Source organism: Sphingomonas kyeonggiensis (assembly GCF_014196745.1).
Lineage (GTDB): Bacteria > Pseudomonadota > Alphaproteobacteria > Sphingomonadales > Sphingomonadaceae > Sphingomonas > Sphingomonas kyeonggiensis.
Genome location: NZ_JACIEH010000001.1, coordinates 799,955 through 816,157, shown reverse-complemented (window position 1 = coordinate 816,157; position 16,203 = coordinate 799,955). Strand labels below are relative to the sequence as shown.

At 66.6% G+C, this 16,203-nt stretch carries 19 protein-coding genes; 5 read left to right on the top strand and 14 right to left on the bottom strand.

Features of this window, described 5'->3' with window-relative positions; translation table 11 throughout:
- Positions 1-4: 4 nt before the first annotated feature.
- Together GGR46_RS04070 and soxR are read right to left on the bottom strand one after the other, a co-directional pair.
- Complete coding sequence (locus GGR46_RS04070) at positions 5-2,224, bottom strand: S9 family peptidase (RefSeq protein ID WP_183994773.1); 2,220 nt, start codon at positions 2,222-2,224, stop codon at positions 5-7.
- A gap of 101 nt (positions 2,225-2,325) precedes the next feature.
- Positions 2,326-2,793: a redox-sensitive transcriptional activator SoxR gene (gene soxR / locus GGR46_RS04065; RefSeq protein ID WP_183994771.1), complete on the bottom strand. Its 468-nt coding sequence runs from the start codon at positions 2,791-2,793 to the stop codon at positions 2,326-2,328.
- A 79-nt stretch (positions 2,794-2,872) separates the two neighbouring features.
- Here soxR and GGR46_RS04060 point away from each other — a divergent pair, with 79 nt between their 5' ends.
- Positions 2,873-3,250, top strand: a complete 378-nt coding sequence (locus GGR46_RS04060; RefSeq protein ID WP_183994769.1) for a VOC family protein — start codon at positions 2,873-2,875, stop codon at positions 3,248-3,250.
- A gap of 80 nt (positions 3,251-3,330) precedes the next feature.
- Positions 3,331-3,783 carry a PA2169 family four-helix-bundle protein gene (locus GGR46_RS04055; RefSeq protein ID WP_183994767.1) on the top strand — a complete coding sequence of 151 codons (453 nt, stop codon included), beginning with the start codon at positions 3,331-3,333 and terminating at the stop codon, positions 3,781-3,783.
- On the opposite strand, the gene GGR46_RS04050 is transcribed toward GGR46_RS04055, so the two are convergent.
- Positions 3,780-4,358, bottom strand: coding sequence for a CGNR zinc finger domain-containing protein (locus GGR46_RS04050; RefSeq protein ID WP_183994764.1), 579 nt, complete (start codon positions 4,356-4,358; stop codon positions 3,780-3,782). The two genes, GGR46_RS04055 and GGR46_RS04050, sit on opposite strands and share 4 nt — an antisense overlap.
- A gap of 80 nt (positions 4,359-4,438) precedes the next feature.
- Here GGR46_RS04050 and GGR46_RS04045 point away from each other — a divergent pair, with 80 nt between their 5' ends.
- Positions 4,439-4,945: a lipocalin-like domain-containing protein gene (locus tag GGR46_RS04045; RefSeq protein ID WP_183994762.1), complete on the top strand. Its 507-nt coding sequence runs from the start codon at positions 4,439-4,441 to the stop codon at positions 4,943-4,945.
- A 181-nt stretch (positions 4,946-5,126) separates the two neighbouring features.
- On the opposite strand, the gene rplS is transcribed toward GGR46_RS04045, so the two are convergent.
- From rplS to GGR46_RS04025, 4 genes are read right to left on the bottom strand one after another with little or no spacing between them, the layout of a single operon-like run.
- Positions 5,127-5,516, bottom strand: a complete 390-nt coding sequence (gene rplS / locus GGR46_RS04040; protein ID WP_183994760.1) for a 50S ribosomal protein L19 — start codon at positions 5,514-5,516, stop codon at positions 5,127-5,129.
- Positions 5,513-6,250: a tRNA (guanosine(37)-N1)-methyltransferase TrmD gene (trmD, locus tag GGR46_RS04035; RefSeq protein WP_183994758.1), complete on the bottom strand. Its 738-nt coding sequence runs from the start codon at positions 6,248-6,250 to the stop codon at positions 5,513-5,515. Before trmD ends, rplS begins: the two co-directional genes overlap by 4 nt.
- Complete coding sequence (locus tag GGR46_RS04030) at positions 6,247-6,639, bottom strand: type II toxin-antitoxin system VapC family toxin (RefSeq protein WP_221262543.1); 393 nt, start codon at positions 6,637-6,639, stop codon at positions 6,247-6,249. The genes trmD and GGR46_RS04030 overlap by 4 nt, the downstream gene beginning before the upstream one ends.
- On the bottom strand, positions 6,621-6,899 hold the full coding sequence (locus GGR46_RS04025) for an AbrB/MazE/SpoVT family DNA-binding domain-containing protein (protein ID WP_183994756.1): 279 nt from the start codon (positions 6,897-6,899) through the stop codon (positions 6,621-6,623). The genes GGR46_RS04030 and GGR46_RS04025 overlap by 19 nt, the downstream gene beginning before the upstream one ends.
- A gap of 82 nt (positions 6,900-6,981) precedes the next feature.
- Between GGR46_RS04025 and GGR46_RS04020 the strand changes: the two genes are divergently transcribed.
- Positions 6,982-7,884, top strand: coding sequence for an NAD(P)/FAD-dependent oxidoreductase (locus GGR46_RS04020; RefSeq protein WP_183994754.1), 903 nt, complete (start codon positions 6,982-6,984; stop codon positions 7,882-7,884).
- On the opposite strand, the gene GGR46_RS04015 is transcribed toward GGR46_RS04020, so the two are convergent.
- The 7 genes from GGR46_RS04015 to ffh form a co-directional block, all read right to left on the bottom strand.
- On the bottom strand, positions 7,881-8,705 hold the full coding sequence (locus tag GGR46_RS04015; protein ID WP_183994752.1) for a TIGR04222 domain-containing membrane protein: 825 nt from the start codon (positions 8,703-8,705) through the stop codon (positions 7,881-7,883). The two genes, GGR46_RS04020 and GGR46_RS04015, sit on opposite strands and share 4 nt — an antisense overlap.
- Before the next feature lie 6 nt (positions 8,706-8,711).
- Positions 8,712-9,290 carry a glycine-rich domain-containing protein gene (locus tag GGR46_RS04010; protein WP_183994750.1) on the bottom strand — a complete coding sequence of 193 codons (579 nt, stop codon included), beginning with the start codon at positions 9,288-9,290 and terminating at the stop codon, positions 8,712-8,714.
- Positions 9,291-9,324: 34 nt separating this feature from the next.
- Entirely contained in the window at positions 9,325-10,836 is a 1,512-nt protein-coding gene (locus GGR46_RS04005; protein ID WP_246425890.1) for a serine hydrolase domain-containing protein, read from the bottom strand.
- A 59-nt stretch (positions 10,837-10,895) separates the two neighbouring features.
- Entirely contained in the window at positions 10,896-11,621 is a 726-nt protein-coding gene (locus GGR46_RS04000) for a metallophosphoesterase family protein (protein ID WP_183994748.1), read from the bottom strand.
- On the bottom strand, positions 11,618-12,109 hold the full coding sequence (rimM, locus tag GGR46_RS03995) for a ribosome maturation factor RimM (RefSeq protein ID WP_183994746.1): 492 nt from the start codon (positions 12,107-12,109) through the stop codon (positions 11,618-11,620). Before rimM ends, GGR46_RS04000 begins: the two co-directional genes overlap by 4 nt.
- A 3-nt stretch (positions 12,110-12,112) precedes the next feature.
- On the bottom strand, positions 12,113-12,658 hold the full coding sequence (gene rpsP, locus GGR46_RS03990) for a 30S ribosomal protein S16 (RefSeq protein ID WP_183994744.1): 546 nt from the start codon (positions 12,656-12,658) through the stop codon (positions 12,113-12,115).
- A gap of 88 nt (positions 12,659-12,746) precedes the next feature.
- Positions 12,747-14,243, bottom strand: coding sequence for a signal recognition particle protein (gene ffh, locus GGR46_RS03985; RefSeq protein ID WP_183994742.1), 1,497 nt, complete (start codon positions 14,241-14,243; stop codon positions 12,747-12,749).
- 267 nt (positions 14,244-14,510) lie between these two features.
- Here ffh and GGR46_RS03980 point away from each other — a divergent pair, with 267 nt between their 5' ends.
- Complete coding sequence (locus GGR46_RS03980) at positions 14,511-16,142, top strand: putative bifunctional diguanylate cyclase/phosphodiesterase (protein ID WP_183994740.1); 1,632 nt, start codon at positions 14,511-14,513, stop codon at positions 16,140-16,142.
- The last annotated feature ends 61 nt before the right edge of the window (positions 16,143-16,203 follow it).

Genomic DNA, 16,203 nt, shown 5'->3' with positions numbered 1-16,203 from the left:
AGGCCTACTTCGCCGAGGTCTTCCGTCCCAGGAAGTCGAGGATCGTGTTCCACAGGTGCACGCTGATGCCCGGGCCGCCGACCTTGTGGGTGTGGCCGGGGTAGAACATCATCTCGAACGGCACTTCGGCCTTTTGCAGCGTCGCCGCCAGGGCGGTGCTGTTCTCGAACACGACATTGTCGTCGGCCATGCCGTGGATCAGCAGCATCGGATCGGCGATCTTCGCCGCCTCGCCGATATTGTCCGAGGCCTTGTACGCCTCGGGCACCTTGTTCGGATCGCCCATGTAGCGCTCGGTATAGTGGGTGTCGTACAGCTCCCACTTGGTCACCGGCGCGCCGGCGACGCCCGCGGCGAACACGCCCGGCGCCTTTTCCAGCAGCTTCAGCGTCATGTAGCCGCCGTACGACCAGCCATAGGTGACGACCTTGTTCGCATCCACATAGGGAAGCGTCTTCAGATAATTGGCGCCCGCGACCTGGTCCTCGACCTCGACGGTGCCCATCGCGTGCCAGATCTGGCTCTCGAAATCGACGCCGCGATTGGCCGAGCCGCGATTGTCGAGCTGGAACCAGATATAGCCGCGCGAGACGAGATACTGCTGGAGCGCGCCGCCCCAGGAGCGGCTCACCGTCTGCGAATGCGGGCCGCCATAATGCTGGAAGAACACCGGGTACTTCTTGCCCGGCTCCATCTTCGGCGTGATCATCTCCCAATTGAGCGTCGAGCCATCGGCCGCCCTGATCGTGCCGAACGTCCGCTCGCGGTGTCCGGCGAGATAGGCATTGTAAGGATGATCGGCGGCAGTGACCGCATTCTCGTTCACCCAGGCGATGCGCTTGCCCGAGGCGTCGGCGAGATAGGTCTGCGCCGGCTGGTTGGGGTTGGAGCGCTTGACGATCGCGCGGGTGCCGGAGGGATCCATCGTCGCCTCGTTCCACCAGCCGGCCTCGGTCAGCCGGGTGATCGCCCCGCCCTTCCGATAGTCGACCGAATAGAGGTGCCGCTCGAGCACGCCGTCCTTGTTGCCGAGGAAGAAGACGCGGCCCTTGGCCTCGTCCACGCCGACGACATCGGGGGTGACTTCCCAGTCGCCCTTGGTGATCTGGCTGAACTTGCCCTTGGCGAAATGGTAGAGATGGCCGTGGCCGTCCCGCTCCGACCACCAGAGCAGGCTGCCGTCGCCGAGCGGTGTCAGCGCGCTCGACAGGTTCACCCAGCTCTTGGCACGCGCCTTTTCGCTGAACAGCACGACCGACTTGCCGGTGGCGGGATCGACCTGGAGGAGGTCGAGCATCGTCTGCTCGCGGTTCTCACGCTGGACGTAGAGCGTCCTGCCGTCCTTCGACCAGTCGACCCGGGCGAGATAGATGTCCTTGTCCGCACCCAGATCGACGCCGACCTTGTGGTCGCCGTTCGGGTCCATGACGTAGAGTTCGACATTGGCGTTGGGCGTGCCGGCCTTGGGATAGCGCTGCTGGAAGAGCTGCGTACCCTCGGCGCCGATCGCGGCGCGGGTGACGATGCCGACCGGAGCCTCGTCGAAGCGCTCGACCGCGACATAGCGATCGTTCGGCGCCCACCAATAGCCCTTGAAGCGCGCCATTTCCTCCTGCGCGACGAACTCGGCCTCGCCCCAATGGACGGTGCCCTCGCCGTCATCGGTGATGGCACGCGGATTGCCGTTCGCCAGACCCATCACCACCAGGTTCTGGTCCTGCACGTACGAGACATAGCCGCCCGCCGGGCTGATCTCGGCATTGAGCTTGGAGCCGGCCCTGGCGGGGAGCTTCGCGACATTGCCGTCGAGCCCGGCGCGATAGAGTTCACCGTCGAGCGGCACGAGCACCGACTTGCTATCCGGCGCCCAGTCATAGGCGACGATGCCCTTGGTGCCGGCGATGCGGGCCCGCTCGCGCTGCATCTTCTCGGCTTCGGACATCTCGGCGCCGGTGCCGAACTTCTTCGAATCGACCAGCATCCGCCATTCACCGGTGCGCGTGTCCATCGCCCACAGGTCGAACCGCTCCTTCTCGTCGGCGCGATTGCGCAGCAGGGTGAGGAACTTGCCGTCGGGCGAGAGCTTGGCCGCGCGCGGCTGCGGGCCGCTCAGATCGGGGCTGGCGAACACGCGCTCGAGCGTGAGGTCCTTCGACTGCGCCAGCGCATCATTTGCCATCAGCGGCGCTCCCATCATTGCAAGCCCAACCAAGTATTTCCGCATAAACCCCGATCTCCTTGGGGCCGCGTTATCGCGAGGTCCGGGCGCGGGGTAAAGCGGCAGGCCGGAGGAATCTTGCGTCGGCTCGCAATAAAACCACGCCCTCAATCCAGCCCCAGCGCCGCCTTGCGCGAGACCAGGATGAAACGCGGCCCTGCGCCGTTCGCGGCGGCGCGATCGTCGGGATTGTAGAGCGCGCATTTCTTCAGGCTCAGGCACCCGCAGCCGATGCAGCCGTCGAGATCGTCGAGCGTGCGCTGGAGCCGGGCGATCTGCACTTCGATGCGCTTGCGGATGCCACGGCTGATCTTCTCCCAATCTGCGCTGGTCGGCGTGCGCCCCTCGGGCAGCTTGCCGAGCTCCTCGGCAATCTGTGGCAAGGTGAGGCCGAGTTGCTGGGCGATCAGCGCGAAGGAGATGCGGCGGATGTCCGAGCGCAGGAACCGCCGCTGGTTGCCGCCGGTGCGGATCGGATGGACGATACCCTTCCCCTCGTAGAAGCGCACGGCGGAGACTGCGATGCCTGTGCGCGCCGCCAGTTCGCCGATCGTCAGAAGCTCATTCCCGCGCACCGCAAATTCCCGCTTGACCTCAACTTAGGTTGAGGTTGTAGCTGCTCGCGGCATGGCATCCAATGAGGAAAGGAAATCCATGTCCCAGCCCTATATCGAGCATGTGAACATCACCGTCCGCAGCCCCGAGCGCGCGGCGAAGCTGCTCGGCGACCTGTTCGACTGGCACATCCGCTGGGAAGGCCCGGCACGCGACGGCGGGCGCACCATCCATGTCGGCGACGAGCGCACCTATCTGGCGGTCTACGCCCCGCCCGAGGCTCCCGACCAGTCGACCTTCGAGAAGGGCAAGCCGCTCAACCATGTCGGTATCCTGGTCGACGATCTCGACGAGATCGAGCGGCGGGTGATGAAGGCGGGACTGATCCCGTTCGCCCATGCCGATTACGATCCGGGCCGGCGCTTCTATTTCCTCGACCACGACGGCACCGAGTTCGAGATCGTCAGCTACGCGTAAACACCTGGCTAACCTTCATTTTCCGCAACCCGCGGCGGTGCGCGGGGTTCTCTTCGCAAGGATTTACGAGGAGAGCCCGCGTGACCACCAACCATGACGTGTCCAAGCTCGACGACCTGATCGTCACCACCATCGACAGCGTGCGCGGTTACGAGCATTCGGCCAGGCATGCCGATGCCGGCCGCTTCGTGCAGTTCTTCGAGGACATGGCCGACGAGCGCCGCCGCGTGATCGATGCGCTCTCGGCCAAGAGCCGCGAACTGGGCGGCACGCCGGCCGAATATGGCTCGACCGCCGCGACGATCCACCGCCGGGTGGAGGATTTCCGCCGCGTGTTGGGCGGGGGCGACGCCGCGATCCTGAGCGAGATCGAACGCGGCGAGGACTATCTGAAGGAAGAGTTCGACCGGGTGCTGGCGGACGAGCGCATGTCGCCGGGCGCAATCGGCGTGGTCCGCGAATGCTATACGTCGGTGCTCAAGGGGCACGACACGACGAAGAAGCTGCGGGACCTGCTGCAGGCGGCCGACTAGGCATTTCCCCGCTTCCGCTTGCGGAACTCGGCTACCTTGGCCTTGTTGCCGCAGCGCTTCATCGAGCACCAGCGCCTCTCACCGCCCCGTGAGGTATCGAGGAAGAGCATCGCGCATCCGTCCGCCTCGCAGCGGCGGATGCGCGCGGCCTGATCGCCGCCGAGCAGCAGGGCCGCCTCTCCCGCCAGGGTGGTGAGCAGCGCGGTCACACCACCTTGCAGACGCGCCTGCCCGTCCGGGCCGATCTGGGGCACTGCCGGCGATCCTGCCGCGGCCGCATTGACCTGCGCGATATCGGTTGGCGCGTCCTGCCCGCCAGCGAGCCGGCTATCGACGATCGCGTGAATTGCCTCGCGCAGCGTCCAGGCGCGCTCCAGATCCTCAGCTGTCGCAGCGAGGGGGGATCCCGTGAAACCCGCCGCGACCAGCCAGCGCGCGAGGTCGTCGGGCTCCGCGAGCAACTCACGCTGGATGGGCTTCAGGCGCCCGGTGCGTGTCGCCACCAGATCGAGCGCGGGATGCCCGCCCCGGAAGTGAAAACCGTTGCGCAGTTCGGGAAGCTCGGGATCGCTCATGAAACCCAATTGACAGGTTACATTCGCCGGCGCAACACATCCATGTAACCGATTCGACAGGTTACTTGGAGGAATGGAACATGGTGAAACAGCTCATCGCCGCCGCCGGCATGCTGGCCGCGGCGGGAAACGGAGACGCGCACAGCGGGGACGAGGCACCGGGACTGGCCGGTACCTGGGTGATGGATTCAGCCTATGAAGTGCTCGCCGACGGGCAGCGCACCACCAATTACGGCGCGCATCCGCTTGGGCTGCTGATCATCGACAAGGCCGGGCGCTACAGCCTGCAGATCTTCCGCCGCGACCGCCCCGCCTTCGCCGCAGGCGACAAGGCGCGCGGCACCGCAGAGGAATTCCGCGCCGCCGCGCTCGGATCGAGCACACATTTCGGCCGGCTCCGTATCGATGCAGCGACAAAACAGCTCACCTTCGACATCGAAGGTGCGTCCTTTCCCAACTGGGAAGGTCGCCGGCAGGTGCGGGACTATGTGCTGCAGGACGGACTGCTGCGCTACGCCGTGCCGGCCAGCGCCTCGGGCAACGGAACCACCGCCTATTCGATCTGGCGGCGGCTGGACGAGGGGTGAAGATGGCGGACGATTTCTACGGGCGCGACTGGGTGGAGCATCGGCACGCGCTGTTCGATGGGATCCGCGCGCTGATAGGGCGGCTCCTCAATTCCCGCTCTCGACTGCAGGAAGGGGGGAATAGAAAAAGGGCGCGGTGACCATCGCCACCGCGCCCTTTTCAATAGCGTGAAGCCGAAGCTTACTCTGCGGCTGCGACCTCGGTCGGACGCGGATCGCGGCGCTCGGCGATACGCGCCGACTTGCCGGTGCGGCCACGCAGATAATAGAGCTTCGCGCGACGCACGACACCGCGGCGAACCACTTCGATGCTGTCGATGTTCGGCGAATAGAGCGGGAAGACGCGCTCGACGCCCTCACCGAACGAAATCTTGCGGACCGTGAAGCTCGAACCCATGCCCTTGTTGGCACGGGCGATGCACACGCCCTCATAGTTCTGCACGCGGGTGCGCTCGCCTTCGACGACCTTCACGCCGACCTTGAGGGTGTCGCCCGGGCGGAATTCCGGAATCTTCTTCGCCTCGTTGAACTTGGCGATCTGCTCGGCTTCGAGCGTCTGGATCAGGTTCATTTCGTGTCGTCCTGTTTACGTCGCCGCGCGCCAGAGGGAGACTGGATCCGAGCGCCCTCATGGCGCTCCCAAAGATCCGGTCTCCGTGACCGTGTATCGATCTCGGCTCGCTGGCGTCGCCAGGCCTCGATCTTCGCATGATCCCCCGATCGCAGCACTTCGGGGATCGTGCGCCCTTCCCATTCGACAGGTCGGGTATATTGCGGATATTCGAGCAGCCCCGTTTCGAAGCTCTCGTCCATGCCGCTGGAAGGCGCGCCCATTACTCCGGGAATGAGGCGAATGCAAGCGTCAAGCAGCGTGAGCGCCGCCATCTCGCCACCGGAAAGGATATAGTCGCCGATCGAGACCTGCTCGATCTCGCGCGCCTCGAACAGCCGCTCGTCGATCCCCTCGAACCGGCCGCACAGGATGATCGCGCCCGGCCCTTCGGCAAGCTGGCGGACCCGGTCCTGGGCCAGGGGCTTGCCGCGGGGCGTCATGGCGAGGATAGGCCGACCAGGCGCGACGCTGTCGAGCGCCGAGGCAATCACGTCCGCGCGCATCACCATCCCCGCCCCGCCGCCGGCCGGGGTGTCGTCCACCGAGCGGTGCTTGTCGGTGGCGAAGTCGCGGATCTGGACGGCTTCGATGCTCCACAGCCCCACACGCAGGCCGCGCCCGGCGAGCGAAATGCCGAGCGGCCCGGGAAACATCTCGGGGTAAAGCGTTAGAACGGTTGCAGCGAAGGTCACAGGGTCCAGTTCTCGATTCTCAACTCGGAAATATCCGCAAAATCACGTTCATTGTTGGTGACCAACGTAAGACTCTTCGCGATCGCATGTGCTGCGATCAGTCGGTCAAAACTGGCTCGCTTGAATGGCAGGAACGGATAGGCGCCTTTGGCTGCCGCAAGATCGAAGTCAAGAACGGGAACTTGCCTCAGAAATGCATCAAGTACGAAAGGGTGCGGAATTTTTCCATTGGCGCTGCCGAAAGCAAGTTCGGCGCAGGTTATCGCAGAGATAGCCAAATCGCCTTCATCACAGAGGCGCACCCGCTCCTGCAATCGCGGGTGATCCACGCCGAAGAGCAGAATACAGATGTTGGTATCAAGTAGATATCTCACTTCTGCGAAGGCCATTTCCAGTCGGGATCATCCCAAGGCCTGGGGCTAGCCTCAAATTCCCGCTCCTCGCGCGTAAGCGGCTTCAGGCCGGGCAGCATCCCCATCCAGCCCTCGCCCGTAATTTTCCGCTTGGCGTCGGCATGCTCGACCACGAAGCGGCCCGACTCCTCTCGCACCTTCATTTCCGCGCCCTCTTTCAGGCCAAGTGCTTTGGGCAAACGCAGCGCAAGCGAGTTGCCCGATTTGAACACTTTCGCGCGATATTCTTCGCCCATTACAATCTCCTGTATATACATAGTATATACATGCAAGTGGGACGTCAAGGAACATCCCCGCTCGCCAAGCGCTGCGGCTGGAATGGACGATTGCATCATCATCGGCGCCGGCCCTGCCGGCCTCACCGCGGCGATCTATCTAGCGCGGTTCCACCTGCGCATCCGGCTGTTCGATTGCGGATCGAGTCGGGCGGCGCAGATTCCCTGCACGCGCAACCATGCGGGCTTTCCCGAGGGCATCTCGGGCAAGGAACTGCTCGTGCGGATGCTGACCCAGGCGGAGAAATACGGCGCGGTGCGCGAGCTGGCCGAGGTCGAGAGCCTGAGGCTGCTCGACAACGGCTTTGGCGTACGGGTGGGCGAGCGCGAGCACGCGGCACGGACGGTGCTGCTCGCCACGGGCGTGGTGAACAATCGGCCGGCCATGCCGCGCGAGGTGCATGACGAAGCGCTTGCCCGCGGGCTGCTGCGCTATTGCCCGATCTGCGACGGCTATGAAGTGACCGACAAGCGGATCGGCGTGATCGGCACGGGCAGCCACGGGGTCGCCGAGGCGCTGTTCCTGCGCGGCTACAGCGCCGACGTCACGCTGATCGCCCCCGAGGCGCATGACCTGTCGGAAGCGGATTCGGCGAAGCTCGACGAAGCCGGGATCGCGCGGATCGACGGGCCGTGCGGCAGCTATGCGATCGAGGAAGAGCTGCTCGCTTTCGATACCGCCAGGGGACGGCTCGCCTTTGACAGCGTCTATCCGGCGCTGGGTTCGGTGATCCGCTCGGGACTGGCCGTCCAGGTCGGCGCGCGCGCCGATGCGAATGGCTGCCTGGAGGTGGACGATCACCAACGCACCAGCGTCCCCGGCCTGTTCGCGGCCGGGGACGTGGCGCGGGGGCTCGACCAGATCAGCCATGCGATGGGCGAGGCCGGCGTCGCCGCCACCACCATCCGCAACCTGCTGGCCGAGCAGAAGCCGATCCGGCGCTAGCCGCCGCACCCGCCGCAGCCACCTCCCCCGCAGCCGCTGCCGCCACCACCGCCATCTCCCCCGCCGCTGCTGCCGCTGTCGCCGCCCGAGCTGGCGGTACGCATCTGGTGGAAGCCGCCCCAGTCCGAGCCGACCAGCACTGCGGTGCCGAACAGCGCCACCGCGAGATCGGTCTCGCCGCCCGCCGGCGCGCGCCGGAGCCGGTCGCTGCGCTCGCGCGCCTCGGCCAGCGCCTCGTGCCCGGCGCGGGTCCTCCGGTCGAGTGTCGCGAAGCGGATGAAGGCGAAGATCGCCGTGACGATCAGGAACATCGTCAGGAAGCCGACCGGCTTGCCCCGCGCCTCGCCGATCAGCAGCTTGGTGTAGCCGAAGCCGATCAGCAGAAGGTAGGGCAAGGTCTGGAAGAAGCGCATCTGCAGCGCTTCGCCGGTGCCCATCAGCAGGTCGCCGGCGATCAGCCGCTCGCGGATCTTGCCGGCATGCTTGCCGACCGCCCCCTCTACGCTGCTCCAGCCCGCCCCATCGGGCAGCGCGAGCACGCTGCGCTCCACGGGCGTGCCGTTGCCGAGATGGCTGGGGGTGAACTTGCTCTTGCCGTCCATTGCCAGCTGGTTGGTCGAGAGCAGGCGGGTGGCGACGGCCTCGGCGAAGCGGGTGCTGCCGCCGGCGAGATAGGCGAGATCATCGGTGTCGATGCGGCGCGGGGTGCGGCCTTCGGGCCGGAGCCAGCGCGGGATGAGGAAACCGGCGAGGATCGTGAGGATCAGCAACCCGCCATAGAGTTGAAGGAAAGGCCCGCCGGTAAGATCGAAGGGCGACATAAAGTCCTAGCTCCTCAACAAGAGCCCCAGGACCAGAGCGAAGAGCGCCGCGAACGCTACCGGCAGCGCGATCCGGAATGGCCTCCGGGGCACGATGAATGCGTCGCGCGGATGCACGCGGCGCGCCTTGTGGTCCTCGAGCAGTCGCCGCCCCGCGTCGGGCCACAGATCCGCGGGCGGCGTGCCGAAGACGCGCTCGTAACTGCGCAGCGTCTCGGCATATTGGGTGAAGTAGCGATGCCCCTCCTCGCGCCCGCCGGCCGTCGGACCGTGGTGGAAGGGGCGGCCCAGGACCTCGGGGCAGAAGCGCTCCCAATAGTCGCGGGTATAGGTGAGGTGCAGGTGCCAGGCCTGGTCGACCTGGTCCGAAGGGGTGACCGGATGGTCCACGGTCGCCGCCAGGAAGCAGAAGCGCCTGTACTCCTCGATCACCCGGCCGGCCTCGGCAAGGCTCCAGCCATTCTCGCGCGCCAGCCGCTGCGCGAAGCTCAGCTCCGCGTCCTCGGGGCCGATGACGTAATGGGAAAGCGCGGTCCAGACCGGGTGGTCGGTGGGGATTCGAGAGAGACCAGGGGCCTTGCTCATCTATAATTCCCACTAACATGGTAGGTTTAAATTGTCAAGGCTTCGGCACGGGCGTGAAGCGTAGCGACTGGATCGTCACCGGCGTGGTGGGCGCGAGCAGCACCGTGCCGTCGAGCATCCCCTTGTCACACTGCCAGCGGAAGGCGGAGGACAGCGCGCCGGTGGGATGCGGAGGCTCGCCCGTACCGATGCAGGCGCCGAGCTGGGCGTGGAGCGCAGCGAGATCGCTCCGCCAGTCCGCCGCCGAGCGGTCCATCAGGAAATTCATCGCCAGCGCCTTCTGCGCGACCGTCACGTCGCCCGCCGCATAGATTGCGCGCGCGGTATCGAGCGCAGCGGCGACATCGGGGCTGACCGGCGTCTCGGCGAAGCGGAGCGCCCCCGCCTTGTCGAGCGCGAACATCGCGTCCCAGGCGGTACCCGACGCGCCGGTATAGGTGCGGTTGGTGAAGACGAAGATCCCCACCCCCGCCTCCGGCACCAGCAGCATGTGCGAACCATAGCCGGGATAGCCACCGCCATGGTGGAGCATCATCCCCAGCTCGCAATCCTGTGAGACCCGCAGGCCCTTGCCATAGGCCGTACCCTGCATGCAGCCGGTCTTTGCCGTGCTGCCGATACGCGGGGTCATGCGCACGAAATTCAGCCCCTGGGCCAGCTCGCGCACCGTGGCCCGCTTGACCGGGCCGGTATCGGGGCCATCGCGCGGCGGCCAGGCGGAGAGCAGGAAGGCGATCCACTTGGCATAATCATTCGCGCTCACCTGGAGCCCGCCCATCGGACCGAAGGCGCCGTTCGGCATGGTCGGCTCCTCCCTCCAGGCGCCATTCTCGAAGCGATATCCGATGGCGCGTCGCTCGATCGGCCATTCGCGCACTTCGAAGCCACTAGAGGTCATGCCCAGCGGCTCGAGGATCGTGCGCTCGACATAGGCGCGATAGGGCATGCCCGAGACGTTCGCGACGATGTGGCCGAGCAGCGCATAGCCGAAGTTCGAATATTCGTGCGCCGTATCGGGCACCCGGCTGAACGGCACGCCGGTCCGGAGGAGCCTGGTGAACTCCGCCTCGGGCATCGACGTCTGGCGATCGCCCCAGGGATCGTCGGTGACGAAGCCGGCGACATGCGAGAGCAGGTCGCGGATCCGGATGCGCGGGCTGTCGCTGGTCGGGTATTTCCAGCCGCGCATCTCGGGGACGTATTTCTCGGCCAAGTCGTCGAGCGAAAGCTTGCCGGCATCGCGCAGCGACAGGATCGACAGCGCAGTGAAGGCCTTGGTCATCGAGGCGATGCGGAACAGCGTGTCGGGGGTGACGGGGCGCTTCGCAGTGAGATCCTGCACGCCGAAGCCGCGGACATGGACGAGCCGCCCTTCGGCAACCACACCATAGACGAGGCCGGGCGCGGGCGTGTCGCGCTGAAACGCCTCGAACTGGCGATCGATCGCGTCGAACTGCGGCTGGAGCGCCGCAGCCGCCGTCTGCGCCGCGACGGGCGTGGCGATGCTGCAAATGGCGGCGACGATCGCCATACCGAACCGGATCATGTGCCTGGGCTCCCCTTGATCGGGAGATTGATACCCGGCCCGGCGGCCCCGGCAAGGGCTCAGGCCATGCGCCCGGTGGCGAGACCGATCGCCCAGTCGGCGCGCCCCTCGGCTTCCGCCTTCCGGGCGGCGGCCAGGTGGTCATAGGCCACGGCGTGGAGGCTGATCTCCTCCCCATCGATCACCGCATAGCGCGCCAGTGGATCGCCATTCTCGACCGTGTAGGGCAGCGGATGGTCGTCATCATAGGCCTGGAGCCCGACGCTGCCGGGGTTGAGTACCCGACGACCGCCCGGAAGCGCCAGCAGGCGCGGAACATGGGTGTGGCCGCACAGGATGAGCGGAGCCCCCTGCCCCGCCAGCCGCCCGGCCAGCTCCGCCTCGCTGGCGGCGCGCAGGGTAGCGCCCTCCAGCGTATCGGTTAGCGGCGTCACGTCGCTGGTCGGCGTGCCGTGACAGAGGAACATGTCCTCGAGCATAAGCGTGGCGGGTAGCGCCGCCATCCAGGCCAGCACCTCGGGACCCAGCACCGCCCTGGTGAAGGCGTCGGACGCGTTGATCCGATCGGACGTGTCGGTCAGCACCTGACGCTCGTGATTGCCCGCGATGGTCGGCCAGTCGCGCGCCATCAGCCACTCAGCGGTCTCGGCCGGCCAGAGCGGGCCCGACAGGATATCGCCCAGGTTGAGGAAGCGCGTGCAGCCCCGCGCCTCGGCATCGGCGACAGTCGCGATCAGGGCCGGCAGATTGCCGTGAATGTCGGAAAGGACGGCGGTCTTCGTCATTCGACGAAGGCGGCGCTCACCACGAGCCGCTCGGCATCCCATTCGGGCACCGCTGCGGGAGTCATCGGCACCATGAAGCGCTTGGCCTTGCCATTCTCGTCGACCGGGCGCTCGATCTCGATCACGTCGCCGGCGCCGAAATCGTCGATCGCCACGACCTTGCCCAGTACTTCCCCTTCATCGGAGACGGCGGGAAGCCCCAGCAGATCGACATGATAATATTCGCCCTCGCCGAGCGGGGGCAGCGCCGAGCGCGGGACGCTGAGTTCGGTCCCGCGCAGGGCCTCCGCCGCATTGCGGTCGGCCACTTCGGCGAAGCGCGCGATCGTGCCGTTGGGCCCGCCGCGCACCGATTTGAGCGTCAGCGCACCGCCATTGAACTGGCGGTGCGTCGACAGGTCCTCGGCGAAGACCTTCAGGCGGACCTCGCCCGTCACGCCGTGCGCGCCGATGATGACGGCGAGCGTAACGGGCTGATCGCTCGACAAGGCTTATGCCTCGGCCGGCGGGGTCTCTTCGGCAGTCGCCTCGGCGACCTGCTCGGCCTCCGGGGTGGCTTCCTCGGTGGCAGCCTCGATCTCGGCGCCGAGCACGGCTTCGGCTTCCTCGTTCGAGCCCTCGGCCGGAGCCTCCTCGACGGCCGGCGCAGCGGCGGCGGCAGCAGCGGCGGCCTTCGCCTCGGCAGCGGCTTCCTCGGCGGCCTTCAGCTTCTCGGCACGCTCTTCAGCGCGCTCGACGGCCTTCTCGCCCGGCTTGCCCTTGTTCGGGTTGCTCTTGGCGGTGCGCTCCTTCAGGCCAGCGGCGTCGAGGAAGCGGGCAACGCGATCGGTCGGCTGCGCGCCGACGCCCAGCCAGTAGGTGATGCGCTCACCGTCGAGCACGATGCGCTTGGCATCGTCCTTGGCGAGGAGCGGATTGTAGGTGCCGACCTTCTCGATGAACTTGCCGTCGCGGGGCGAACGGGCGTCGGCAACGACGATGCGGTAGTACGGACGCTTCTTCGAGCCGCCGCGCGACAGACGCAGGGAAATAGCCATTACAATCTTCCTTCTTCGTATTCGTCAGCCCGGCCGTGACCGGCGCTGCTTTGGTTGTTGCCCCGCCGCCTGACGGCTGGGCGGGGGATCACTTCTTCTTCAGCAAATTCTCGAAACCGGGCGGAATCTGGGGCGCGCCGGGGCCGCCAAGGCCCGGAAGTCCGCCGCCGGGGCCGTCCAGCTTGCCCATCATGTCGCCGAGCCCGGCGCCGCCCAGCGCGTTGCCGATGCCGCCCATGCCGCCACCGGGACCACCCTTGCCGAGCATGCCCAGCATGCCCTTGAGGCCGCCCATCTTCTTCAGGCGCTTCATCGCGGTCTGCATCTCGAGGTGCATCTTCAGGAGCTTGTTGACCTCCTGCACCGTGGTGCCGGAGCCCTTGGCGATGCGGATCTTGCGCTTGGCGTTAATCAGGTCCGGCTTGGCGCGCTCCTTGGGCGTCATCGAGGTGATCATCGCGTCCATGCGGATCAGCACCTTGTCGCCGCCGACCTGATCGACCGCGGCCTGCGCCTTCTTCATGCCCGGCATCATGCCGGCGAGCGCGCCGAGGCCGCCCATCCGGCGCATCTGGGCGAGCTGGCCGCGCAGGTCGTTCATGTCGAACTGGCCCTTGGCCAGCCGCGCCGCCATCTTCTCGGCGTCTTCCTCCTGGATCGCAGCCGCCGCCTTCTCGACGAGGCTGACGACGTCGCCCATGCCGAGGATACGGCCGGCGACGCGCTTGGGATGGAAGGCCTCGAGCTGGTCGAGCTTTTCGCCCATGCCGGCGAACTTGATCGGCTTGCCGGTGACCGCGCGCATCGACAGCGCCGCGCCGCCACGGGCGTCGCCATCCATGCGGGTGAGGATCACACCGGTGAGCGGCACCTGCTGGCTGAAGCTGGTCGCGACGTTTACCGCGTCCTGACCGGTCAGCGAGTCGACAACGAGCAGGATCTCGTTCGGCGTCGCGATGTCCGCGACCGCCTTCATCTCGTCCATCAGCGCCTGGTCGACATGCAGTCGTCCGGCGGTGTCGAGCATCAGGACGTCAAAGCCCTGGAGCTTGGCGGCGTTGAGCGCGCGACGGGCAATCTCGACCGGCTGCTGGCCGGCAACGATCGGCAGTGTGCTGACTTCGGTCTGGGTGCCGAGGACCGCGAGCTGCTCCTGCGCGGCCGGACGGTTCACGTCCAGCGACGCCATCATCACCTTCTTGCCCTGGCTCTTGAGCAGGCGCGCGAGCTTGGCGGTGGTGGTCGTCTTGCCCGAGCCCTGGAGACCGACGAGCATGATCACGGCGGGCGGGGTTACGGCGATCTCGAGCTCGGCCGTGTCCGGGCCGAGCATGTCCACGAGCGCGTCGTGGACAATCTTCACGACCTGCTGGCCCGGCGTGACCGAGCGGAGCACTTCGTGGCCGACGGCCTTCTCGGTCACCTTCTCGACGAAGTCGCGCGCCACCGGAAGCGCGACATCGGCCTCCAGCAGGGCGATCCGCACTTCGCGCATCGCGGTGCGGACATCGGCGTCGGTCAGCGCGCCACGGCCACGCAGGCGATCGAATACGCCACCCAGCCGTTCGCTCAGACTTTCGAACATGGACCAAACACTCCAAATCAGGACCGCGATTCGCCAAACGCAAAACACGCCGGCGGACGAAACCTCGTCGGCCGGCGTCACCCCTTGGGGTGGCAAATGTCTCGCGTTCGAAGAGAACGGTCGCGGCGGCCACTAGCCCATCGGGCAAGAGGAGGCAAGCCCGGGCGTTTTCCGCTTAAATATTGTCGCCGCCGGCCGTCAGTTTAACCCGTTCTATACCGTACGCATGAGAAACGAACCCGATCACAGTTGGGGATCGCTGCCGGCATGTCGCTGGACTTCGAAGAACAAGCCGTATCGCAAAGCGCACCGCGCCCGAGCCTGCTCTCGGGCGCAATCAGCGTTGCCGCGATCCTGCTGTTCGTCGGCATCGGCAGCGCCGTGCTCTCCAAGACGCTGCAATTCTATTTCGAGGGCGGCGAACCCGCGGACCGCACGCTGGTGATCGCGCTGCTGCTCAACGTCGCGCTGATCCTGTTCGGCTGGCGGCGGCACAACGCCCTCAGCCAGGAAGTGATGATCCGCACCGCCGCGGAAGAGCGCGCCCAGCAGCTCGCCAATCGCGACCCGCTCACCGGATTCCTCAACCGCCGCAGCCTTGCCGAGGAAGGCGCGGCGATGTTCGTCCGGGCCGAGCGCCGCCGCAAGGCGATGGCGATGATCATGCTCGACCTCGACCATTTCAAGACGATCAACGACATGCACGGCCACGCTGTCGGCGATGCGCTGCTCCGCGCCGTCGCCGCCGAGATCGCGCACGTGATGCCGCCGATCTCGCTCACCGCGCGGCTGGGCGGCGACGAGTTCGCCTGCGGCTTCCTGTTCGACCCCAGCGAGCCCGGGGTGGTGGAGCGCATCGCCGAGCGGCTGGTCAGCCGCATGGCCCAGCCCTTCGAGGCGGAGGGCCTCCGTCTGCACATCAGCTGCTCGCTCGGCATCGCTCGTTCGGACTTCGACTGCGCGAGCATCGACGCGCTGACGCGCTCGGCCGACATCGCGATGTACGCGGCCAAGAAATCGGGCCGCAACCGCTATGCCTGGTTCGACCATTCGATGGAGCGCGAGCTCCAGATGCGCAACGAGCTGGAGAACGGCCTCCGCACCGCGATCCCGCGCGGCGAGATCGTCCCCTATTTCGAGCAGCAGATCGACCTGACCACCAACCGCCTGCACGGCTTCGAGGTGCTGGCGCGCTGGGAGCATCCGACTCGCGGGCTGATCAGCCCCGAGCAGTTCATCCCGATAGCGGAAGAGACCGGCATGATCGCCGATCTCTCGCTCTCGATCATGCGCCAGGCATTCCTGACCGCGCGCGACTGGGATCCCTCGCTCACCGTGTCGATCAACATCTCGCCCTGGCAGCTGCGCGACGCCTGGCTGGCGCAGAAGATCATCAAGGTGCTGGCCGAAACCGGCTTCCCGGCCAGCCGGCTCGAAGTGGAGATCACCGAGAGCGCGCTGTTCGACAATCTGGCGCTGGCCCAGTCGATCGTCGGGAGCCTGAAGAACCAGGGCACCAAGCTGGCGCTCGACGATTTCGGCACCGGCTATTCCTCGCTGGCGCACCTGCGCGCCCTGCCCTTCGATCGGATCAAGATCGACAAGAGCTTCATCATGTCGCTCAATTCGAGCGCGGACTCGGCGGCGATCGTCAACGCGATCATCAGCCTGGGCGAGAGCCTGAACCTGCCGATCACCGCCGAGGGCGTGGAGGATGCGGCGGTCGAGGAACGGCTGCGCGCCGCCGGCTGCGCCAAGGCCCAGGGCTGGTATTATGGCAAGCCGCTGTCGATGAGCGGCGTCCGCCGCCTGCTCGCCGAGCGCCGGCTGATCCAGTCCGGCGGCACGACGCCGACCGCGCCCGATGCGCCCGCGCCGGGCCAGCGGCTGGTGGGCTGACCACCGGCTTTCCCACGATCGCAACATATTGTATGTCGTTACGGTGGAAGTGCGTGCTGAC

What these genes read in the sequence shown, in the direction of transcription:
- GGR46_RS04070 (WP_183994773.1), bottom strand. Translation starts at nt 2,224, where the DNA reads ATGCGGAAATACTTGGTTGGGCTTGCAATGATGGGAGCGCCGCTGATG.
- GGR46_RS04025 (WP_183994756.1), bottom strand. Translation starts at nt 6,899, where the DNA reads ATGGGCGAAGAATATCGCGCGAAAGTGTTCAAATCGGGCAACTCGCTT.
- GGR46_RS04020 (WP_183994754.1), top strand. Translation starts at nt 6,982, where the DNA reads ATGGACGATTGCATCATCATCGGCGCCGGCCCTGCCGGCCTCACCGCG.
- GGR46_RS04000 (WP_183994748.1), bottom strand. Translation starts at nt 11,621, where the DNA reads ATGACGAAGACCGCCGTCCTTTCCGACATTCACGGCAATCTGCCGGCC.
- GGR46_RS04015 (WP_183994752.1), bottom strand. Translation starts at nt 8,705, where the DNA reads ATGTCGCCCTTCGATCTTACCGGCGGGCCTTTCCTTCAACTCTATGGC.
- GGR46_RS04005 (WP_246425890.1), bottom strand. Translation starts at nt 10,836, where the DNA reads ATGATCCGGTTCGGTATGGCGATCGTCGCCGCCATTTGCAGCATCGCC.
- ffh (WP_183994742.1), bottom strand. Translation starts at nt 14,243, where the DNA reads ATGTTCGAAAGTCTGAGCGAACGGCTGGGTGGCGTATTCGATCGCCTG.
- GGR46_RS04030 (WP_221262543.1), bottom strand. Translation starts at nt 6,639, where the DNA reads ATGGCCTTCGCAGAAGTGAGATATCTACTTGATACCAACATCTGTATT.
- GGR46_RS04060 (WP_183994769.1), top strand. Translation starts at nt 2,873, where the DNA reads ATGTCCCAGCCCTATATCGAGCATGTGAACATCACCGTCCGCAGCCCC.
- rplS (WP_183994760.1), bottom strand. Translation starts at nt 5,516, where the DNA reads ATGAACCTGATCCAGACGCTCGAAGCCGAGCAGATCGCCAAGTTCAAC.
- GGR46_RS04050 (WP_183994764.1), bottom strand. Translation starts at nt 4,358, where the DNA reads ATGAGCGATCCCGAGCTTCCCGAACTGCGCAACGGTTTTCACTTCCGG.
- GGR46_RS04045 (WP_183994762.1), top strand. Translation starts at nt 4,439, where the DNA reads ATGGTGAAACAGCTCATCGCCGCCGCCGGCATGCTGGCCGCGGCGGGA.
- GGR46_RS03980 (WP_183994740.1), top strand. Translation starts at nt 14,511, where the DNA reads ATGTCGCTGGACTTCGAAGAACAAGCCGTATCGCAAAGCGCACCGCGC.
- GGR46_RS04010 (WP_183994750.1), bottom strand. Translation starts at nt 9,290, where the DNA reads ATGAGCAAGGCCCCTGGTCTCTCTCGAATCCCCACCGACCACCCGGTC.
- rpsP (WP_183994744.1), bottom strand. Translation starts at nt 12,658, where the DNA reads ATGGCTATTTCCCTGCGTCTGTCGCGCGGCGGCTCGAAGAAGCGTCCG.